General features: G+C 27.2%; 17 protein-coding genes. 14 read left to right on the top strand and 3 right to left on the bottom strand.

Annotated elements, in window-relative coordinates:
* The first annotated feature begins 79 nt into the window (after positions 1 to 79).
* The 12 genes from ABFX13_RS10325 (at position 80) to ABFX13_RS10380 (ending at position 11,811) form a co-directional block, all read left to right on the top strand.
* Entirely contained in the window at positions 80 to 949 is an 870-nt protein-coding gene (locus ABFX13_RS10325; RefSeq protein ID WP_006440993.1) for an AraC family transcriptional regulator, read from the top strand.
* Positions 950 to 1,945: 996 nt separating this feature from the next.
* Complete coding sequence (tetA(P), locus tag ABFX13_RS10330) at positions 1,946 to 3,208, top strand: tetracycline efflux MFS transporter TetA(P) (protein ID WP_006440994.1); 1,263 nt, start codon at positions 1,946 to 1,948, stop codon at positions 3,206 to 3,208.
* Entirely contained in the window at positions 3,192 to 5,150 is a 1,959-nt protein-coding gene (gene tetB(P), locus ABFX13_RS10335) for a tetracycline resistance ribosomal protection protein TetB(P) (RefSeq protein ID WP_006440995.1), read from the top strand. The genes tetA(P) and tetB(P) overlap by 17 nt, the downstream gene beginning before the upstream one ends.
* Before the next feature lie 191 nt (positions 5,151 to 5,341).
* Positions 5,342 to 5,620 carry a hypothetical protein gene (locus tag ABFX13_RS10340; RefSeq protein WP_006440996.1) on the top strand — a complete coding sequence of 93 codons (279 nt, stop codon included), beginning with the start codon at positions 5,342 to 5,344 and terminating at the stop codon, positions 5,618 to 5,620.
* Positions 5,621 to 5,674: 54 nt separating this feature from the next.
* On the top strand, positions 5,675 to 5,875 hold the full coding sequence (locus tag ABFX13_RS10345) for a YcxB family protein (protein WP_259371730.1): 201 nt from the start codon (positions 5,675 to 5,677) through the stop codon (positions 5,873 to 5,875).
* 268 nt (positions 5,876 to 6,143) lie between these two features.
* Positions 6,144 to 6,581: a MarR family winged helix-turn-helix transcriptional regulator gene (locus ABFX13_RS10350; RefSeq protein ID WP_147547605.1), complete on the top strand. Its 438-nt coding sequence runs from the start codon at positions 6,144 to 6,146 to the stop codon at positions 6,579 to 6,581.
* Positions 6,582 to 6,592: 11 nt separating this feature from the next.
* Complete coding sequence (locus ABFX13_RS10355) at positions 6,593 to 7,966, top strand: MATE family efflux transporter (RefSeq protein WP_147547603.1); 1,374 nt, start codon at positions 6,593 to 6,595, stop codon at positions 7,964 to 7,966.
* 251 nt (positions 7,967 to 8,217) lie between these two features.
* Positions 8,218 to 8,463, top strand: coding sequence for a hypothetical protein (locus ABFX13_RS10360; protein ID WP_346045644.1), 246 nt, complete (start codon positions 8,218 to 8,220; stop codon positions 8,461 to 8,463).
* A gap of 358 nt (positions 8,464 to 8,821) precedes the next feature.
* A complete protein-coding gene (locus ABFX13_RS10365) occupies positions 8,822 to 9,595 on the top strand; it encodes a sulfite exporter TauE/SafE family protein (protein WP_147547598.1) in 774 nt (257 codons plus the stop codon).
* A gap of 122 nt (positions 9,596 to 9,717) precedes the next feature.
* Positions 9,718 to 10,059, top strand: a complete 342-nt coding sequence (locus ABFX13_RS10370) for a zinc ribbon domain-containing protein YjdM (RefSeq protein ID WP_147547596.1) — start codon at positions 9,718 to 9,720, stop codon at positions 10,057 to 10,059.
* A 227-nt stretch (positions 10,060 to 10,286) separates the two neighbouring features.
* Positions 10,287 to 11,012, top strand: coding sequence for a DeoR/GlpR family DNA-binding transcription regulator (locus ABFX13_RS10375; protein ID WP_346045650.1), 726 nt, complete (start codon positions 10,287 to 10,289; stop codon positions 11,010 to 11,012).
* Positions 11,013 to 11,193: 181 nt separating this feature from the next.
* Positions 11,194 to 11,811: a DUF488 domain-containing protein gene (locus ABFX13_RS10380; protein ID WP_147547592.1), complete on the top strand. Its 618-nt coding sequence runs from the start codon at positions 11,194 to 11,196 to the stop codon at positions 11,809 to 11,811.
* 132 nt (positions 11,812 to 11,943) lie between these two features.
* Here the strand turns inward: ABFX13_RS10380 and ABFX13_RS10385 are convergent, their stop codons facing one another.
* Positions 11,944 to 12,918 (bottom strand): L-threonine 3-dehydrogenase, encoded by a 975-nt coding sequence (locus ABFX13_RS10385; RefSeq protein ID WP_346045653.1) that lies wholly within the window; start codon positions 12,916 to 12,918, stop codon positions 11,944 to 11,946.
* 33 nt (positions 12,919 to 12,951) lie between these two features.
* The gene (locus ABFX13_RS10390; protein ID WP_346045655.1) at positions 12,952 to 14,163 is read right to left on the bottom strand and encodes a glycine C-acetyltransferase; all 1,212 of its coding nucleotides are present in this window, start codon (positions 14,161 to 14,163) and stop codon (positions 12,952 to 12,954) included.
* A 262-nt stretch (positions 14,164 to 14,425) separates the two neighbouring features.
* On the opposite strand from ABFX13_RS10390, the gene ABFX13_RS10395 reads away from it, so the two are divergent.
* Positions 14,426 to 15,082 (top strand): YitT family protein, encoded by a 657-nt coding sequence (locus tag ABFX13_RS10395; RefSeq protein WP_346045657.1) that lies wholly within the window; start codon positions 14,426 to 14,428, stop codon positions 15,080 to 15,082.
* Positions 15,083 to 15,474: 392 nt separating this feature from the next.
* On the opposite strand, the gene ABFX13_RS10400 is transcribed toward ABFX13_RS10395, so the two are convergent.
* Positions 15,475 to 16,200: a tRNA 2-thiocytidine biosynthesis TtcA family protein gene (locus ABFX13_RS10400; RefSeq protein ID WP_346045659.1), complete on the bottom strand. Its 726-nt coding sequence runs from the start codon at positions 16,198 to 16,200 to the stop codon at positions 15,475 to 15,477.
* A 357-nt stretch (positions 16,201 to 16,557) separates the two neighbouring features.
* On the opposite strand from ABFX13_RS10400, the gene ABFX13_RS10405 reads away from it, so the two are divergent.
* Positions 16,558 to 17,511 (top strand): carbohydrate kinase family protein, encoded by a 954-nt coding sequence (locus tag ABFX13_RS10405; RefSeq protein WP_346045661.1) that lies wholly within the window; start codon positions 16,558 to 16,560, stop codon positions 17,509 to 17,511.
* The last annotated feature ends 67 nt before the right edge of the window (positions 17,512 to 17,578 follow it).

Genomic DNA, 17,578 nt, shown 5'->3' on the forward strand with positions numbered 1-17,578 from the left:
ACGATAATATATGTATAGATAATATCGATAAAAGTATATTACTAAAAATTATAATTGTTAGTATGAGGAGTGATTATACATGGATATGCTTACCAATTTCAATAAAGTTATGGAGTATATAGAAATGCATTTAGAAGAAGAAATAGACTTTAATATGGTTTCAAAGATTGCAGGAGTATCTGAGTATCATTTTAGAAAGATGTTTTCGTATCTTTCAGGTATGACACTTTCGAGCTATATAAGAAAAAGAAGGCTATCTAAAGCAAGTTTTGATTTAATGCAAAAAGATATAAAAATAATTGATATAGCTATAAAATATGGATATGATTCAGCAGATGGATTTAGTAGGGCATTTAAAGAATGGTTTGGTGTGAATCCTTCAGAGATTAAAGATGCTAAGAATCTTAAAGTATTTCCTTGTATGACTTTTCAATTAACTATTAAAGGAGGAAGTAATATGAATTATCGTATTGAAAAAAAAGAAGCTTTTAAATTAGTAGGAGTTAAAGGTCAAGTTCCTATTGTGTTTGAAGGTATAAATCAAGAAATAATGAAAATAGCACAAAGTATAACAGAAGAACAAAGAAAATTATTACAATCATATAGAAATGAAGATGTTAAAACTGTTGTTAACGCTTCATTTGATTTTGATGATAAAAGGTATGAAGAAAAAGGTAACTTAAATCACTTAATTGGATCTATAACTACTCTAGATATAGATTTTGGTGAATTTGATGTTGTAGAAGTTCCTGCTTGTACTTGGGCAATTTTTTCTTGTAAAGGACCATTTCCAACTGTATTTCAAGATACATGGGGAAAAATTTTATCTGAATGGTTGCCATCTTCAAATTATGAATTAATAAACGTTCCAGAAATATCTTTCAATAGAGATATGTCAGATATGCAAAATGTTTATAGCGAAATTTGGATTGGGGTAAAAGAAAAGTAATTAGAACTGAAATTTTATTCTATATCACAGTTAAAGGTACCTTGAATAATTTAAGGTGCCTTTTGATACTTATTTAGAATAACTATTAAGGAACCGTATCACAAGTAAGTGCGAACTTTACCAAAATTGGATATATAAATGAAAGGTAGGTCTGCTTTAATTCTGCAATGAAACTCACAAAAATCTAAAATTTGAATTTTTGTAGGTTATTGTAGTTTTATTCATAGGTTCTTCGTTTTTCACCTATTTCAGCAAATTAGAATTTGTTTTTTCTAATCTATAGTATTGAAAGAAATTGTAAAACATTCCACAAATATATTTTTTATATTCATTTCAGATTTAGGTTAAAGTTAGTAGTTATTCTTTTGTGTATATAAGTTATTTGAAGTAATAAAGTTTCAATTGAATTTGGATAAATATGAATATAAAAGTATTGAAAAAAAATAAAAGTTTATATATAATGTAATTATACTAAAATATAAACATGAAAAATATAAATGTAAAGGAGATGTAAATATGCGCAAAGAGGTAGTTTTTAACTAAACTAACTGAATAAGGATTATTTTAAAAAGTATATGAAAAAAATCTTGGATAACTCAAGGTTTATTTGTGGTAGAAACAATTATTAATAATATTGATATTACCATGTCTATTTGTGTACTCTAAAAATAATCAGTATTATAATGAGCATATTACATCTTTATTTGAAGAATAGGAAAACTGTGTTCTAAACACGGTATTTTTATGCCTATTTTTACTATATTTATAGATATGATATAAGACTTTAATTTGCATAGCTTAATCATAAGTTATATAAATTAAAGTTGTATATTTCATGTTTATATTTAGGTTATATAATTATGAGGCTGTAAGTGAATTATGTTCACTTACAGCTTTTTTTATTTAAGGAGATTATTTTGATGATTTATATATTTAAATATGAAGATTATGAAAAACAAATAAATTTTTTTAAAAATACTAGGATGGTGATTATTAATGGTTAATAAACTTTCAGCATATAAAACTTATTTATTATTTTCAGCTATTACAGCAATGTGTTTTTCACTAGTAGCTACAGTTATGATAGTGTATCACATTGAAACGGTGCATTTAAATCCACTTCAGCTTATACTTGTTGGAACTACTTTAGAAGTAGCATGCTTTATATTTGAAATTCCTACAGGAATAGTTGCAGATGTGTACAGTCGTAAACTATCTATTGTTATTGGTGTAGTTTTAACAGGAGTGGGATTTATTTTAGAAGGTTCTATTTCTAGTTTCGTTTTCGTACTTGTAGCACAGATTGTATGGGGATTAGGTTCTACTTTTATTAGTGGATCTGTTGAAGCTTGGATTGCAGAAGAAGAGAAAGATAAAGATTTGGATAAAATTTATATAAAGGGAGCACAAGCAGGACAGATAGGATCGGTTATTGGAATAGTACTAAGCACTGTAATAGCTAATTTATCTGTAAGACTACCTATTATAGTTAGTGGAGTCTTATTTATAATTCTTGCATTATTTTTATGGTTATATATGCCAGAAAATAATTTTAAATCATCTGCTCCAGAGGATTTAAATACTTTTAAAAAGATGGGATATACCTTTAAATCTGGTCTTAAATTTATAAAAAATAAACCTATAATTATAATTTTGCTTTCAGTAACTTTATTTTATGGATTATCCAGTGAAGGTTATGATAGACTTTCTAATATGCATTTTTTACAAGATACTATGCTTCCTAAACTTGGAAACCTTAAACCAGTGACTTGGTTCGGAATTTTTGGAATTGCAGGAATGATATTGAGTGCTATAGTAATGCATTTTATGGAAAAGAAGCTTAAGGATGATGATAAGAATAAAAATGGAAAGCTGTTATTATGTATAAATATATTTTATATATCATTTATGTTCATATTTGCTATTACAAAAAGATTTAACTTAATGCTAATAGCTTATTTAGCGACAAGTACCTTTAGAACTATAAATGAACCTATATTTAGTGCATGGCTTAATGGACATATAGATGACAAGGCCAGATCTACTGTACTTTCTATAAATGGACAAATAAATTCCTTAGGTCAAATTTTAGGTGGACCAATTATAGGAATCATAGCTACAAATATTTCAGTGAGTATGGGTATAGCATGTACTTCGTTATTAGTAACACCGGTATTAGTGTTATATATTGTTGCTATGATAATGGATAAAAAGGTGGTTGATAGAGTTGGAGGTATTGATTATGAAGAAAATAATTAATATAGGAATCGTAGCACACGTGGATGCAGGAAAAACAACTATAACAGAAAACTTATTATATTATAGTGGAGCTATAAAATCAGTTGGAAGAGTTGATTTAGGCAATACACAGACGGATTCTATGGAGCTTGAGCGTAAGAGAGGGATTACCATTAAATCATCAACCATATCTTTTAATTGGAATAATGTCAAGGTTAATATTGTTGATACTCCAGGACATGTGGATTTTATTTCGGAAGTTGAACGTTCATTAAGTGTTTTAGATGGAGCGATACTAGTTATATCAGGAGTAGAGGGTATTCAGTCACAAACAAGAATATTATTTGAGACATTAAAGGAGTTAAACATTCCAACAATAATTTTTGTAAATAAGCTAGATAGAATTGGGGCAAATTTCAATAAAGTATTTGAAGATATAAAGAAGAATATGTCCAATAAAGTAGTTAGATTACAAGAAGTATATGATGTAGGAAGCAAAGCTGTTTATATAAAAAAACTATTTGATACATGCATGATAAATGATGATGCTATTGATGTTTTATCAGACTTAGACGAAGCATTTTTAGAAAGATATATTGGTGGAATAGAACCTGATAAAGAAGAAATACAAGAAAAGCTTTCATTATATGCAAGTGAAGGAAGTCTATATCCAGTATTTTGTGGTGCGGCAGCAATTGGACTTGGAGTTGAAGACTTATTAGATGGAATTTGTAGTTATTTTCCATTTGCAGGTGATGATTGTGAAAGTGATTTATCTGGAGTAGTATTTAAAATCGAAAGAACAAGTAAAAATGAAAAGAAGGTTTATGTAAGATTATTTGGAGGAAAAATATCTGTAAGAGATAAAATTCAAGTACCTAATAAGGAGATAGCAGAAAAAGTAAAGAAAATTAATAGGTTAGAAAATGGGGGAGTTGTTGAAGCACAGAGGATAGAAGCAGGGGATATAGGTATTTTATATGGACTTACAAGTTTCCAAGTGGGAGATGTTATTGGAATTTCAAATGATAAAATTAAAAATATATCTATAGCTAAACCAGCATTAAAAACAACAATTTCTGCAATTGATAAAGAAAAAAATCCAGAGCTATTTAAAGCATTAACATTACTTGCAGAGGAAGATCCACTACTAGAATTAGAGATGAATGACATAGATAAAGAAATTTATGTCAACTTATTCGGTGAAGTTCAAATGGAAATACTAAGTTCCATGTTAGATGATTTATATGGAATAAAAGTAGAGTTTTCGAATATTGAGACTATCTATAAGGAAACACCTAAAGGTTTTGGAGCGTCAATAATGCATATGCAGGAAGACTTAAATCCATTTTGGGCGACAGTAGGCTTAGAAATAGAACCAGCAGGGAGAGGCGAAGGTCTTAGGTATATTTCTAATGTTTCAGTAGGGTCATTGCCAAAATCTTTTCAAAATGCAATTGAAGAAGCAGTTATTAAGACAAGTAAACAAGGATTATTTGGATGGGAGGTTACAGATGTAAAAGTCACTCTTAGCTGTGGTGAATTTTTTAGTCCAGCCAGCACTCCAGCAGATTTTAGAAATGTGACACCTATGGTATTCATGGAAGCATTATATAAAGCACAAACTGTTTTATTAGAGCCATTACATGAGTTTGAGTTAAAGATTCCTCAAAATGCTTTAAGCAAAGCGGTATGGGATTTAGAAACTATGAGGGCAACCTTTGATAATCCTATTGTTATAGGGGATGAATTCTCAATAAAGGGATTAATTCCAGTAGAAAATTCAAAAGAATATAAAATGAAAATAGCTTCATATACAGAAGGTAGAGGAATGTTTGTGACAAAATTTTATGGGTATAAGGAAGCTTCAGCTGAATTTTCAAAAGCACGCAAAAAAACAACGTATGATCCATTGAATAAAAAAGAGTATTTGCTTCATAAACTAAACGCAATTAGAGATTAAATTTAAATAGATAAGTTAAATTTTTATATGTAGGATTTAAATATAAGACATTCAAAGCCTAAAAGTAAAGGAAGGGTCGTCTGAAGAAGATGAAGACCCTTCCTTTTTTCATGTTACTATGCTTAATTGTAAGTGCTTGAAATTTGTAATATAATGTAAATAAAGTTTTTAATAATAAGGGGACGGCACAAATGAAAATCGACTTTAAAATAACAAAAGATGACTATATAAGCTTCAATTTACATCATTTAGAAAACTCGAAATCACAGAAAAGTACATTTAACATACTTAGATATGCTGTACCCATAGTACTTTCTATACCAATCTACTTTACAGGAACGGGGATATTTAATCAACCGAGTATATATTGGATTATAGTAGCGATAGTTTTTTTAGTCATTTGGATTTTAACATATCCTAAGCAATACAAAAAATTAGTAGCTAAAGAAACTGATAAACTCATAAGTTAAGGAGATAATTCATCAATATTTGGAAGTAAGACTTTAGAAATTATTGATGGGACAATAGTAGTAAAAGGGGATTCTATATCAGAAACAGTATCGTTAGAAAGTATAAAAGATGTAAAAGTTTACGAAGATATGATCCTTATATATATAAGTGGATTTGTAGCTCATATAATTCCAAGGAGATATTTAGATAAAGAAATAGAGAAAGAACTTATGAAAGAGCTTAAAAAATGTAAGGCTTTAGAACAATTAAAGTAAAACGTGCTCCTTTGGAGGTGTAACGGAGAACCGTATCATAAGTAAGAGAGCACTTTATATAAATAAAAAATACTTAGTATGCTAATGCTAAGCATATTTAGAAAATTTATTTTTATGAAAATTATTAATTAAAGCTAAAGAAAAAAGCACTAATCTTTGTAATATAGAGTGCTTTTTTTAATTTTAATTAATAATTAGTTGCGTGCGCAACAATTTGGTGTTAAACTATAATGGTTGCACACGCAACTAATTGAAAGGTGGAATAAATATGAATAAAGATAAATTTAAAAATAAGAGACATATAGGTAAATATATTTCTCAATTATATAGAAAATCAAGTGTATTTATAAATCGTGAAGTATCCAAGTATGGTATCAGATCAGGACATCTTATGTTTTTAATGGATTTATATCTTCAAGATGGAAAAAATCAAGAAGAAATATCAGAAAGATTAAAAATAGATAAGGCTACAACAGCTAGAGCTCTAAAAAAATTAGAAGAACAAGATTTTATAACAAGAGTAAAAGATAATAATGATAAAAGATCTAATAAAATTTACTTAACAGATACATCAAAAAAATTTAAAGAAGATGTATATAGTGTTTTAGATGATTGGAATCAACAAATTAGTAAGAGTTTAACTGAGGAAGAAGAAGAAACTTTAGTAAATTTACTTGAAAAAGTATGTAGAAATATAAATGTATAGGGAGGTTACTAATGAATAATAATGAGAATATTTTAGGCACAGAATCCATAAGTAAATTATTATTAAAATACTCTATACCAGCAATTATAGGTATGATGGTAAATGCACTTTATAATGTTGTAGATAGAATATTTATTGGAAATATACCAGGTGTTGGACCTATGGCAATAACAGGACTTGGAGTAACAATGCCAATAATGACGATAATAATTGCATTTGGAATGCTTGTTGGAATAGGTGCAGTTACAAATACATCTTTAAAATTAGGAGAAGGTAAAAGAGAAGAGGCTGAAGAAATTATAGGAAATGCTATAACTTTAGCATTAATAATAGGTTTAATATTAACTATAATTGGAGCGGCATTTTTAAATAAAATACTTACAATGTTTGGTGCTAGTGAAGGTACTTTACAATATGCAAAAGATTATATGAGTGTAATATTAATAGGTACTATATTTAGTATTATGGCGATGATGTTTAACAATTTAATAAGAGGAGATGGAAATCCAAAACTTTCAGCTATTATAATGGCTGTAGGATGTTTTACTAATATAGTATTAGATGCAGTATTTATATTTGTGTTTAACATGGGCATACAAGGAGCAGCACTTGCTACTATAATATCTCAAGGAATTACAGCCATATGGGGATTTTTATATTACTCAAAAGGAAAATCAAATGTAAAATTTAAAAAAGAAAATTTAAAATTAAATAAAAAAATGGTATTAGCAATATTCGCAATAGGAGGATCTCCATTTGCAATGCAACTTGCTACAAGTTTAGTTCAAGTTACGATTAATCACTCACTAAAAATTTATGGAGGCGATTTATCAATAGGTGCAATGGCAACTATAAGTTCAATAAATATGATATTTGTGATGCCTGCTTATGGATTCGTACAAGGAATGCAACCAATAGTAGGATTTAACTACGGAGCTAAAAAATATGACAGAGCGAAAACGACTTTAAGAATAACTTTGGTAGCATCTACTGTGGTATTTATACTAGGAGCTTTATTTGTACAAGTTGCCCCACAAGTTTTAGTTGGTATGTTTAATAAAGATGCACAACTTATGAGTATAACTGTAAACGGGTTAAGAAAATATTTATTTGCATTGCCGATAATAGGAGTATCAATTGTAGGTACTAACTATATACAATCAACAGGAAATGCAAAGATGGCAATGTTATTAAGTTTATTAAGACAAGTTATAGTATTAATTCCTATGGTTTTAATATTACCTAAGTTTTTTGATTTAAATGGAGTTTGGTTTGCTCAACCAACTGCAGATATTATATCGTCAGTTATAACAGGTATAGTCTTACTTAAAGAGATAAGAAAATATACCTTGAATCAAGAAGTTGAGCTAGTTGAAGCCGTATAGTAGAAAAGGGAGTATTTTAATGCAAAGGCATTAAGATACTCCTTTTTATTTAATAAATTTACTTGAATAACATTATATATTAACTGATAAGATATACTAAAAGTTTGTATATAAAATTAGTAGCATTCTCCTTAAAGATGAATACCATAATATTGGAGAGGAGATGATTAAAAATGAGTTTAGAAAAAAATAATAATAGAGATGCACAAAACTTACGTGATAAATGTGAAAGATTTATAAATTATCATACTATGTTCACAATGCAAGATGGAAGCAAATTTGATGGAATTATTGAAGGTTTAGATGGTGATTGTGTTATTGTGTTAGTTGGTGAAGATGTAATAGAACAAGAAGGTGCAAATCAATCTAATTTACAAAGACAACAGGGACGTCCTAGAAGATTTAGAAGATTTAGACGTAGACGTATCCCACTTTCTAGTTTACTTACATTATCATTATTAGCTTATCCTTTTATCGCGCCACCGTTTCCTTTTTAGACATTGATATTTAAACTATAAATTAGAATTATGATAGCAAAAACTGCATTACTAATCGGTGATGCAGTTTTGCTATTATGAAATTTTATTTAAGGTTATATATAATAGATTTTAGTTTAAGTATTTTTGAGTATAATAATTATTAATAAAGTTTATTAATAATTATTAGTACGTTTACATATAGGGTATAAATTTAAATATAGATATTAAATTTATCAGAGATAGGGTGAAGAATATATGAAGATTAAATTATATGTAGATCGGATAGATAGATGCGATATGACATTAAAAAATATAGAAAATTATACTAAGAAAAGGTAAGAATTTTTAAAAATAAAATCATAGGAGAATTAAGTAAATGGAAATCTTATATTTTATTGTCGCGGCCTTTTCTACTATAATAGGATCATCTGTTGGATTAGGAGGCGGAGTTATAATCAAGCCAGTATTGGAAACTTTAAGCGATTATTCTCTTCCTACAGTTAATTTATTGTCATCTTCAACTATATTTGTAATGTCTATAGTTACTGTAGTTTATCAATTAAAGAAAAAGGACAAGATAAATCTTAAAAATACAATTGTAGTTGCTCTAGGATCTATGGTTGGTGGAGTTATAGGGCAAAAGATAATGAATTTTATGGCTAAAAAAGGGATTAATATGGAGATTGTTAGTAATATTCAAAATATAATTTTGATAGTTATACTAATAATTGTTTTTATTTATATGAAAAATAAAGATAATATAAAAAACTATAATATAAATAACATTTTATTGATTGGATTTTTAGGAATATTTTTAGGATCTATATCTGCATTCTTAGGAATTGGAGGAGGGCCACTTAATGTAGCTGCTTTTACTATATTATTTTCTATGTCAACAAATGAAGCAGCAAGAAACTCTATAATAGTTATATTTTTCTCTCAAGGATCAAAAATTCTTTCAGTTGCACTGACAACAGGGTTTTCTAGTTATAAGCTAGAAATGTTACCTTTAATGATGGCAGGAGGAGTTATTGGTGGAATTGTTGGCTATAGAATAAATAAGTCTGTTTCAGAAAAAAATATAATAAAAATATTTGATACTGTACTTATAAGTATAGTTTTACTTAATGTATATAATATATTTAAATAAATTATTAATATTATATGTTTTAATAAGTTAAATTCAATGAAAGTTTGTCAATATCAAAAGACTATGATATTATATAAACCTATGAATAATTAGGAATAATAATGAACGGAGGAAATTAAGTTATGGAAAATTTACCAAATTGCCCAAAATGTAATTCAGAATATACTTATGAAGATGGAAGTCTTTTAGTTTGTCCAGAATGTGCTTATGAGTGGACTTTAGAGTCTTCAAATGAAGAAGAAAATGTTATAAAAGATGTAAATGGAAATGTATTAAATGATGGAGATGCTGTAACAGTAGTAAAAGACCTTAAAGTAAAGGGAAGCTCATCATCTATAAAGATAGGAACAAAAGTAAAAAATATACGTTTAGTTCCTGATGCAACTGATGGACATGATATTGAATGTAAGATAGATGGATTTGGAGCTATGAAATTAAAGTCTAGTGTTGTTAAAAAAGCATAATTAAATTTAAGAATACAATCAAAATACAAATAATAAAAGCACTAATCTTTAAAAAAAGATTAGTGCTTTTATTATGATATTTGGTATCACGCTAAGAATTAAACTTATAACGCTACCTTATATCGTAATTATTATATTTCTAGTATAATATAGTAATAGAATTGAATCAATAATAAATAATAAAAAATAATAATAAGTAATAAAGATTAAATTAAGAGGTGAAGAATTTGTTTTTAGAGGAAAGGTATGAAAAGATTATTGAAATAATTAAGGCAAATGGGAGAGTAAAGGTTAAAGATTTATCTAATTTATTTGAAGTTACACAAGACTGTATTAGAAAAGATTTAAAAGAATTAGAATCTAGGGGTCATTTAAAAAGAGTTTATGGTGGAGCTATTTTACAAAGAAACTATGATGAAATTAAAAATATTGATAAGAGAAAAAATATTAATATAGAAGAAAAGAAAGCTATAGCATCAAAAGCAATTAACTTGATAGATAATAGTGATATAATATTTTTAGATGTTTCAACTAATAATTTGGAGATTGCAAAGGAGTTAAATAAAACAAATAAAGAAGTTACTGTAGTAACAAATATGATAGAAATTGTATTAGAATTAAGAAGTAATAAGAATATAAAAGTGATTTGTATTGGAGGAGAATTCAATAAAGAAGTAGGAGCTATAGTAGGAGCTGCAGCTGATAGGTATATAAGAAATTTTATTTTTGATAAAGCATTTATAGGATTATGTGGTATTAATATAGAAACAGGGTGTATAAGTACGATTAATCTAGAAGATGGAAATACAAAAAGAACTATAATTGAATGCTCTAATAAAAGTTATTTAGTAATGGAAAATGAAAAATTCAATTATGATGAATTTTATAAGTTTGCTAATTTGGATGAAGTAACAAGTATAATAACTGAAGATAAAATAATAAATCAAAATTAAATATTTAGAGATTGATATATTTTAATTATTATTAGCTTTTTTATTTTAGTTGATACAAAGATATTATATACAAATATAAAAATGGGGAAAATAAAATAGGTCAACTTAAGAAAAGGGTAGATGTCAAAATTTAAAATATTAGAATAATTAGATAATATGAAAGTTTTAGGTAGGTGTTTATATGGAAATATTTGCGATAGGACATTCTAATTATCCTTATGATAAGCTTATTGAAATGATAAAAAGGTATGGTATAAACTGTGTAGTGGATATAAGAGAGACACCATATTCTACATATAATACTCAATATAATAGAGAAGCATTAGGGGAAAATTTAAAATCTAGTGGATTTACATACGTATATATGGGACATGAATTTGGAGCTAAAAGGCAGACTAAAGAATCATATAACGATGATGGATATGCTGATTTTAAAAAAGTAATCAAAGAAGAATTATTTTTGAAAGGAATTGAAAGAATTACAAAAGGACTACAAATGGGTTATAAGATAGTTTTATTAGGAGCTATGCAAGATCCTATAAGATGTCATAGGAGTATTATGTTAGGTAAATATTTAAATGAAAAAGGTTTTAATGTAAAATATATAATGCATGAAGGTAATATAGTTAATCAAAATTATATTGAAGAAGATTTACTCAATAAGTATTTTAGTGATAGAAACCAATTGAGTATAGATAGTTTGTTAGGAACTGACAAATCAAGAGAGGAAATGATAGAAGAGGGCTATAAGTTAGCTAATAAAGAAATTGGATATAGGACAGAAAATATAGGAAAATAAATTTATATAAAATTAAAGTTTATAGATAAAAGATATAATGATTGGAAAATAAAAAATGAATAAATTTAAGTAAAAAGACTATCTTAATATACTTATGTTAGAAGTAATTATTAAGATAGTCTTTTTTGTTAATTAAGCATGTTGTAAGTTTTCTTTACCTATACCCTTTTCTCCTAATTTTTCTATCATATCAGTAGTCATTTTACTTAAATCATAATCAAATTTAAATCCCCATTCATTTATAGCACAAGATGCATCAATAGAATTTGGCCAAGATTCAGCTATAGACTGACGTACTGGATCTACATTGTATCCAAATTCAAATTCAGGTATATGTTTTTTTATTTCAGCAGCTACCTCCTCTGGAGAGAAGTTCATAGCAGTTATGTTAAATGCATTTCTATGAATTAATTTAGAACTATCAGCTTCAAGTAAATCTACAACAGCTTGAAGGGCATCAGGCATATACATCATATCCATTTTAGTTCCTTCTGCTATAAAAGAGTTATATTTTTTATTTTTTAATGCTTCATAATATATATCAACAGCATAATCAGTAGTACCACCACCAGGAGGTGTTACATAAGAAATAAGACCAGGGAATCGTACACTTCTTGTGTCTACTCCAAATTTATTAAAATAATAATCAGCTAATAATTCACCAGCTACTTTAGTTACTCCATACATAGTATTAGGTCTTTGAACAGTATCTTGAGGTGTTAAATCTTTTGGAGAGTTAGGACCAAAAGCTGCTATAGAACTAGGTGCAAATAAAGTAGCTTTAGTTTCTTTAGATACTTCTAAAGCATTTACTAAGCCACCCATATTTAATTTCCATGCAGATTGAGGCTTTTGCTCCCCAACAGCAGAAAGTAAAGAAGCTAGATGTATTATAGTATCTGCATTATGTTTTTTGGCCATTTTCCCCATAGCTTCTATATCCATAACATCTAGAGTTTCGAATAAGCCATTGTTTGAGACCTCACTATCTTCTAATATGCGTATATCAGTAGCTAAAACATTATCTTTTCCATATTCCTTTCTAAGCTTAGCAGTTAACTCTGAACCTATTTGACCTAAAGCACCTGTTATAAGAATTTTTTTCATTTAATTCACCCCTATAAAATATAATTAAAATATTTATTTTATAACTTCTAATTCTTTACCTACCTTTTCATATATAGATAAAGCTTTATCTAACATTTCCTTCGTATGAGCGGCTGTTGGCATATTTCTAACTCTTCCGGTTCCTTTTGGAACAGTAGGAAATACTATAGATTTAGCATATACTCCTTCTTCTAATAACCTTTTACTAAATAGCTGAGTTTTAGTTTCATCACCTATGATACAAGGAGTTATAGGTGTTTCACTATTTCCTATATTAAATCCTAAAGATTTTAAACCGGCTTTAAGGTAATTTCCATTTTCCCACACCTTATTAACTAAAGTATCATCATTCATTAGTATATGTATTGCTTCAGTACAAGCAGCAGCAGCACCTGGAGTTAAAGATGTAGAAAATAAGAAAGGTCTTCCTCTAACTTTTAACCAATCTATTAGATCCTTAGAACCTGCAACATATCCACCAACAACACCTATAGCTTTAGATAAAGTCCCTATTTGAAAATCCACTTTATCTGACAAACCAAAGTGTTTACAAGTTCCAGCTCCTTTTCCAGTTACTCCTGAGCCATGAGCATCATCGACATAAGTAATTAAATCAAATTCTTCAGCTATTGCAACTATTTCAGGAAGTTTAGCAATATCTCCATCCATTGAGAAAACACCATCAGTTATAACCATAATTTTATTATAAAGTCCACTTTCTCTAGCTTCTTTAGCTTTAGCTTTTAAGTCATTCATATCTGAATGTTTAAATCTTATTACTTTAGAACCAGATAGTTTACAACCATCTATTATAGAAGCGTGATTTAATTCATCTGATAATATTGCATCATTTTTATCCATTACACCTTGGATAGCACCCATATTGCAGTTAAATCCAGATTGAAAAGCTATTACAGCTTCAGTACCTTTAAATTTGGCTATAGTTTCTTCTAAAATATCATGTATTTCTAATGTTCCATTTATTGTTCTTACGGCACCGGCACCGGCACCGTATTTTTTTGTAGCATCTATACTTGAATTTATTAATCTTTCATCTGTAGCTAAACCAAGGTAATTATTTGAAGATAAGTTTATCAATTTTTTTTCATTTATTGTTATGATAGGTCCGTTTGAACTTTGAAGAGAGTCGATTTTATTATATAGGCCTTTGGATTTTAAATCATTTAGATTTTTGTTAAGAAAATTAGACAAAGCTTTATTTTTTACACTTTTATCTGAAATCATTTATTATCCTCCTCAATTTAATTACTATACTAATATAATTTTAAGTTTTAAATTTAATAGTTGTAAATAATAATCGAAAATCAAATAATTGTAAAAAGAAACATAAATGACAATTAAGAAACACAATCATAAAATAAAAGCTAAATTAACAAAAAAAGTATATAAAATATTCATCCTTATACTATTAAAAATATAAAAAATTTGATATGCTATTAATTGATTTGCAAAAGCAACATTAACAATAAAGGAAGGACATTATAATATGAATAAATTTAATTTTATTAAGGGATTAAAAGAGTATGCTATTGTAACTATAGGTGTAATTTTAGTAGCTATTGGAATACAGTATTTCTTTGCACCAAATAATATAGCTGGGGGAGGGTTAAGTGGTTTAGCACTTATAATAAACTACTATATACCGAAACTATCTATAGGTACTATAATATTTTTAGGTAACTTAATATTATTTGCAATATCATTTATAGTAATAGGTGGAGATTTTGGATTAAAAACTATATATGCAAGTTTTATGTTATCAATAGTGATAGAGTTTATGGATAAAATATTAAAATCAACAGCTTTAACAACAAATTTATTAGCTGCTGTTATATTTGGGACATTAGTAACAGCAATAGGTTTAGCTATGGTGTTTGCTATTAATGCATCAACAGGAGGAACTGATATACTAGCTAAAATATTAAACAAATATACAACATTTAACATAGGAATATCACTTTTAATAGTAGATTTATTTGTAGCTATTGTAGGTGGATTTACTTTTGGATTAGAAAAAGGTGTATACTCCCTGCTTGTTATAGTTTTAAATGGATTATTGATAGATAGAGTAATAGAGAAGATAGAAAAAAACAGAAAAAATAAACCAATTAAAGAAGAAGAAACTATAAAAAAAGTAGCATAGTTTAATAACTATGCTACTTTTTTTATAAGTAACTTTTGTTAATTTTAAATTTTCCTGGGAAATATTTAAATAATGAAAGTAAATTTGTTTCACGAAAAACCATAATATAAATAAAAAATTCTTAAGTTAAATTTTAACTTAAGAATCAACATAACTAGTTTTTTGTATAGGAGATATTAAAACTGTGTAAATATGTATTACTTAGTAAGGATATATAAAAGATATTTTCAAGAACGTTAATAAATATATATCTGTATTTAGTATAAATTACACAGTTTTTAATCATAGAATATCTCCGCAAATTAACTAGAATTACTTGAATAAATATTATCACAAAAATTTTAAAAAAAGTGAAAATTGGACTAACATTGCTTTTTTATGGAGTGAAATGATTAAATATTTTTTATCTTATTTTTATCCCATATAAACAATTGATTTGAATTATTTAATGATTTAAATAAATTTCTTTTAACATTAGGTATATCAACATTAAGTTTTTTTATTAATTCTTTTATATTTTGTCTATTAGTATGACCATCAGCAGGGCATGGATTTTCAATAACTGGATAATTAAAATCTCTAGTTACTTTTTTTATCATATACTCATCTATATATACCATAGGTCTTATCACAGTTAAACCTTGTCTATCAAGGTATGTTTTGGGAGAAAAACAACTAACTCTGCCCTCATAAAACATTGACATTAAAAAAGTCTCAACAGCATCATCTTTATGATGACCTAATGCAACTTTATTACATCCTAATTTTTTTGCTGTATCGTTTAAAGCACCACGTCTTAAGTTTGCACATAGTGAGCATGGATTTTTTTCTTTCCTTATGTCAAATATTATTTCCTTTATATTTGTTTGGATTTCATGAAACTCAACTTCTAAATTCTTACATAAATCATGTAATGGAGAATTATCAACTCCACCAGGATTTAAAGTTATTGCTATAAGTTCAAACTTTTGAGGCGAAAATTTTTTATAATTATTTAAAATATGAAGAAGTGTCAAGCTATCTTTACCGCCAGATAGACCTATTGCGATTTTATCTCCATCTTGTATCATGTCAAAGTCATTTATTGCTTGTCTTGTTTTGCTAAGTAGTTTTTGCATTTATATATTCCTCCTAAGAATATAGATTATTCATTAAAAATTTATTATATCAGACTCGAATTTTTATAACAATTTAAATAATATAGATTTAATTTAAAGTATGTTTTTTATTAAATATTAAAATAATAATAGTAAAAAATTAAGACAATTAAATTTATTATAGTATATACAATTCAATAAATAAATTTTTAAAAATATATATCAAAAAAATTAGAAAACGATATCAAAAATTTAAAATAATTAAAATTTTCTAGAAAATATTGCAAAACGTCAAAATATGTGCTTTTTTGTCTAGAAAAGGTATGTATTTTTGTGTTAAAATATGAAAGTGATTCTTATGGGAGGGCGAAAACAAAAATGGCAAATAATACACAACCGTATGCTTTAGTTTTTGGAGTATCAGTATTTGATATCTTCGGATTTACGCATAATAATTATAGATGTAATGATTCAAATCCAGGAAAAGTTAAAACTTCTTTTGGTGGAGTTTGCAGAAATATAGCAGAAAATATGGCAAGAGTAGGAATAAATACAAAGTTCATATCTATATTAGGTGATGATGAAACAGGAAGAAGAATGATGGAACATTCTAAAGTTATGAACTATGACATGCAAGATTCATTGATAATTAAAGGTGAAAGTACTCCTACATATATGGCAGTTTTAAACCATGAAGGAGAATTAGAATCAGCAGTTGTTGATATGAAAATAACAGATATGTTTACTACAGAATTTATAGATTCTAAAGCTGATATAATAAGAAATTCTGAGTATATGTTTTTAGATTCGGATAAACCAGATATACTTGAATATATATTAAAAACATTTAAAGATGAAACTAAGTTTGTATTAGATCCAGTATCTGCATGCAAAGCTAAAAATATAAAACACTTAATAAAATATTTCCATACTATAAAGCCTAACAGATATGAAGCTGAAATAATGTGTGGATTTGAAATAAAATCTGAAGAAGATTTAAGAAGAGCAGGTAAGTATTTTATCGACTTAGGAATAGAAAATGTATTTATAAGTTTAGATGAAGATGGTATATACTACAATAATGGAGTTGAAGAAGGAACTATAAAAGCTAATAATGTTCCTGTTGTAAATGTTACAGGTGCTGGAGATTCATTTGTAGCAGGATTAGGATACGGATATATGAAAAATATAAACTTAAAAGATACTGTTAAATATGCAGTAGCTATGTCTGTTTTAACAATAGCTCATGAAGAGACTATACATCCTGAAATGAATGATGCCATTGTTTTAGAATATGTAGAAAAACTTGATTGGACGGAAAAAGAATACTAAAATTTATATAATCAAAATGATAAAAGCTATAGATTTATGCAATTACATAAACCTATAGCTTATTTAT

Source organism: Paraclostridium tenue, from assembly GCF_039521565.1.
Taxonomy (GTDB): Bacteria; Bacillota; Clostridia; order Peptostreptococcales; family Peptostreptococcaceae; genus Paraclostridium; species Paraclostridium tenue.

Bases quoted from the DNA above. Each gene is read 5' to 3' on its own strand.
- ABFX13_RS10365 (WP_147547598.1), top strand. From the start codon at position 8,822: ATGGAAATCTTATATTTTATTGTCGCGGCCTTTTCTACTATAATAGGA.
- ABFX13_RS10395 (WP_346045657.1), top strand. From the start codon at position 14,426: ATGAATAAATTTAATTTTATTAAGGGATTAAAAGAGTATGCTATTGTA.
- ABFX13_RS10370 (WP_147547596.1), top strand. From the start codon at position 9,718: ATGGAAAATTTACCAAATTGCCCAAAATGTAATTCAGAATATACTTAT.
- ABFX13_RS10380 (WP_147547592.1), top strand. From the start codon at position 11,194: ATGGAAATATTTGCGATAGGACATTCTAATTATCCTTATGATAAGCTT.
- ABFX13_RS10355 (WP_147547603.1), top strand. From the start codon at position 6,593: ATGAATAATAATGAGAATATTTTAGGCACAGAATCCATAAGTAAATTA.
- ABFX13_RS10400 (WP_346045659.1), bottom strand. From the start codon at position 16,200: ATGCAAAAACTACTTAGCAAAACAAGACAAGCAATAAATGACTTTGAC.
- ABFX13_RS10385 (WP_346045653.1), bottom strand. From the start codon at position 12,918: ATGAAAAAAATTCTTATAACAGGTGCTTTAGGTCAAATAGGTTCAGAG.
- ABFX13_RS10340 (WP_006440996.1), top strand. From the start codon at position 5,342: ATGAAAATCGACTTTAAAATAACAAAAGATGACTATATAAGCTTCAAT.
- ABFX13_RS10325 (WP_006440993.1), top strand. From the start codon at position 80: ATGGATATGCTTACCAATTTCAATAAAGTTATGGAGTATATAGAAATG.
- ABFX13_RS10350 (WP_147547605.1), top strand. From the start codon at position 6,144: ATGAATAAAGATAAATTTAAAAATAAGAGACATATAGGTAAATATATT.
- ABFX13_RS10405 (WP_346045661.1), top strand. From the start codon at position 16,558: ATGGCAAATAATACACAACCGTATGCTTTAGTTTTTGGAGTATCAGTA.
- ABFX13_RS10390 (WP_346045655.1), bottom strand. From the start codon at position 14,163: ATGATTTCAGATAAAAGTGTAAAAAATAAAGCTTTGTCTAATTTTCTT.
- ABFX13_RS10360 (WP_346045644.1), top strand. From the start codon at position 8,218: ATGTTCACAATGCAAGATGGAAGCAAATTTGATGGAATTATTGAAGGT.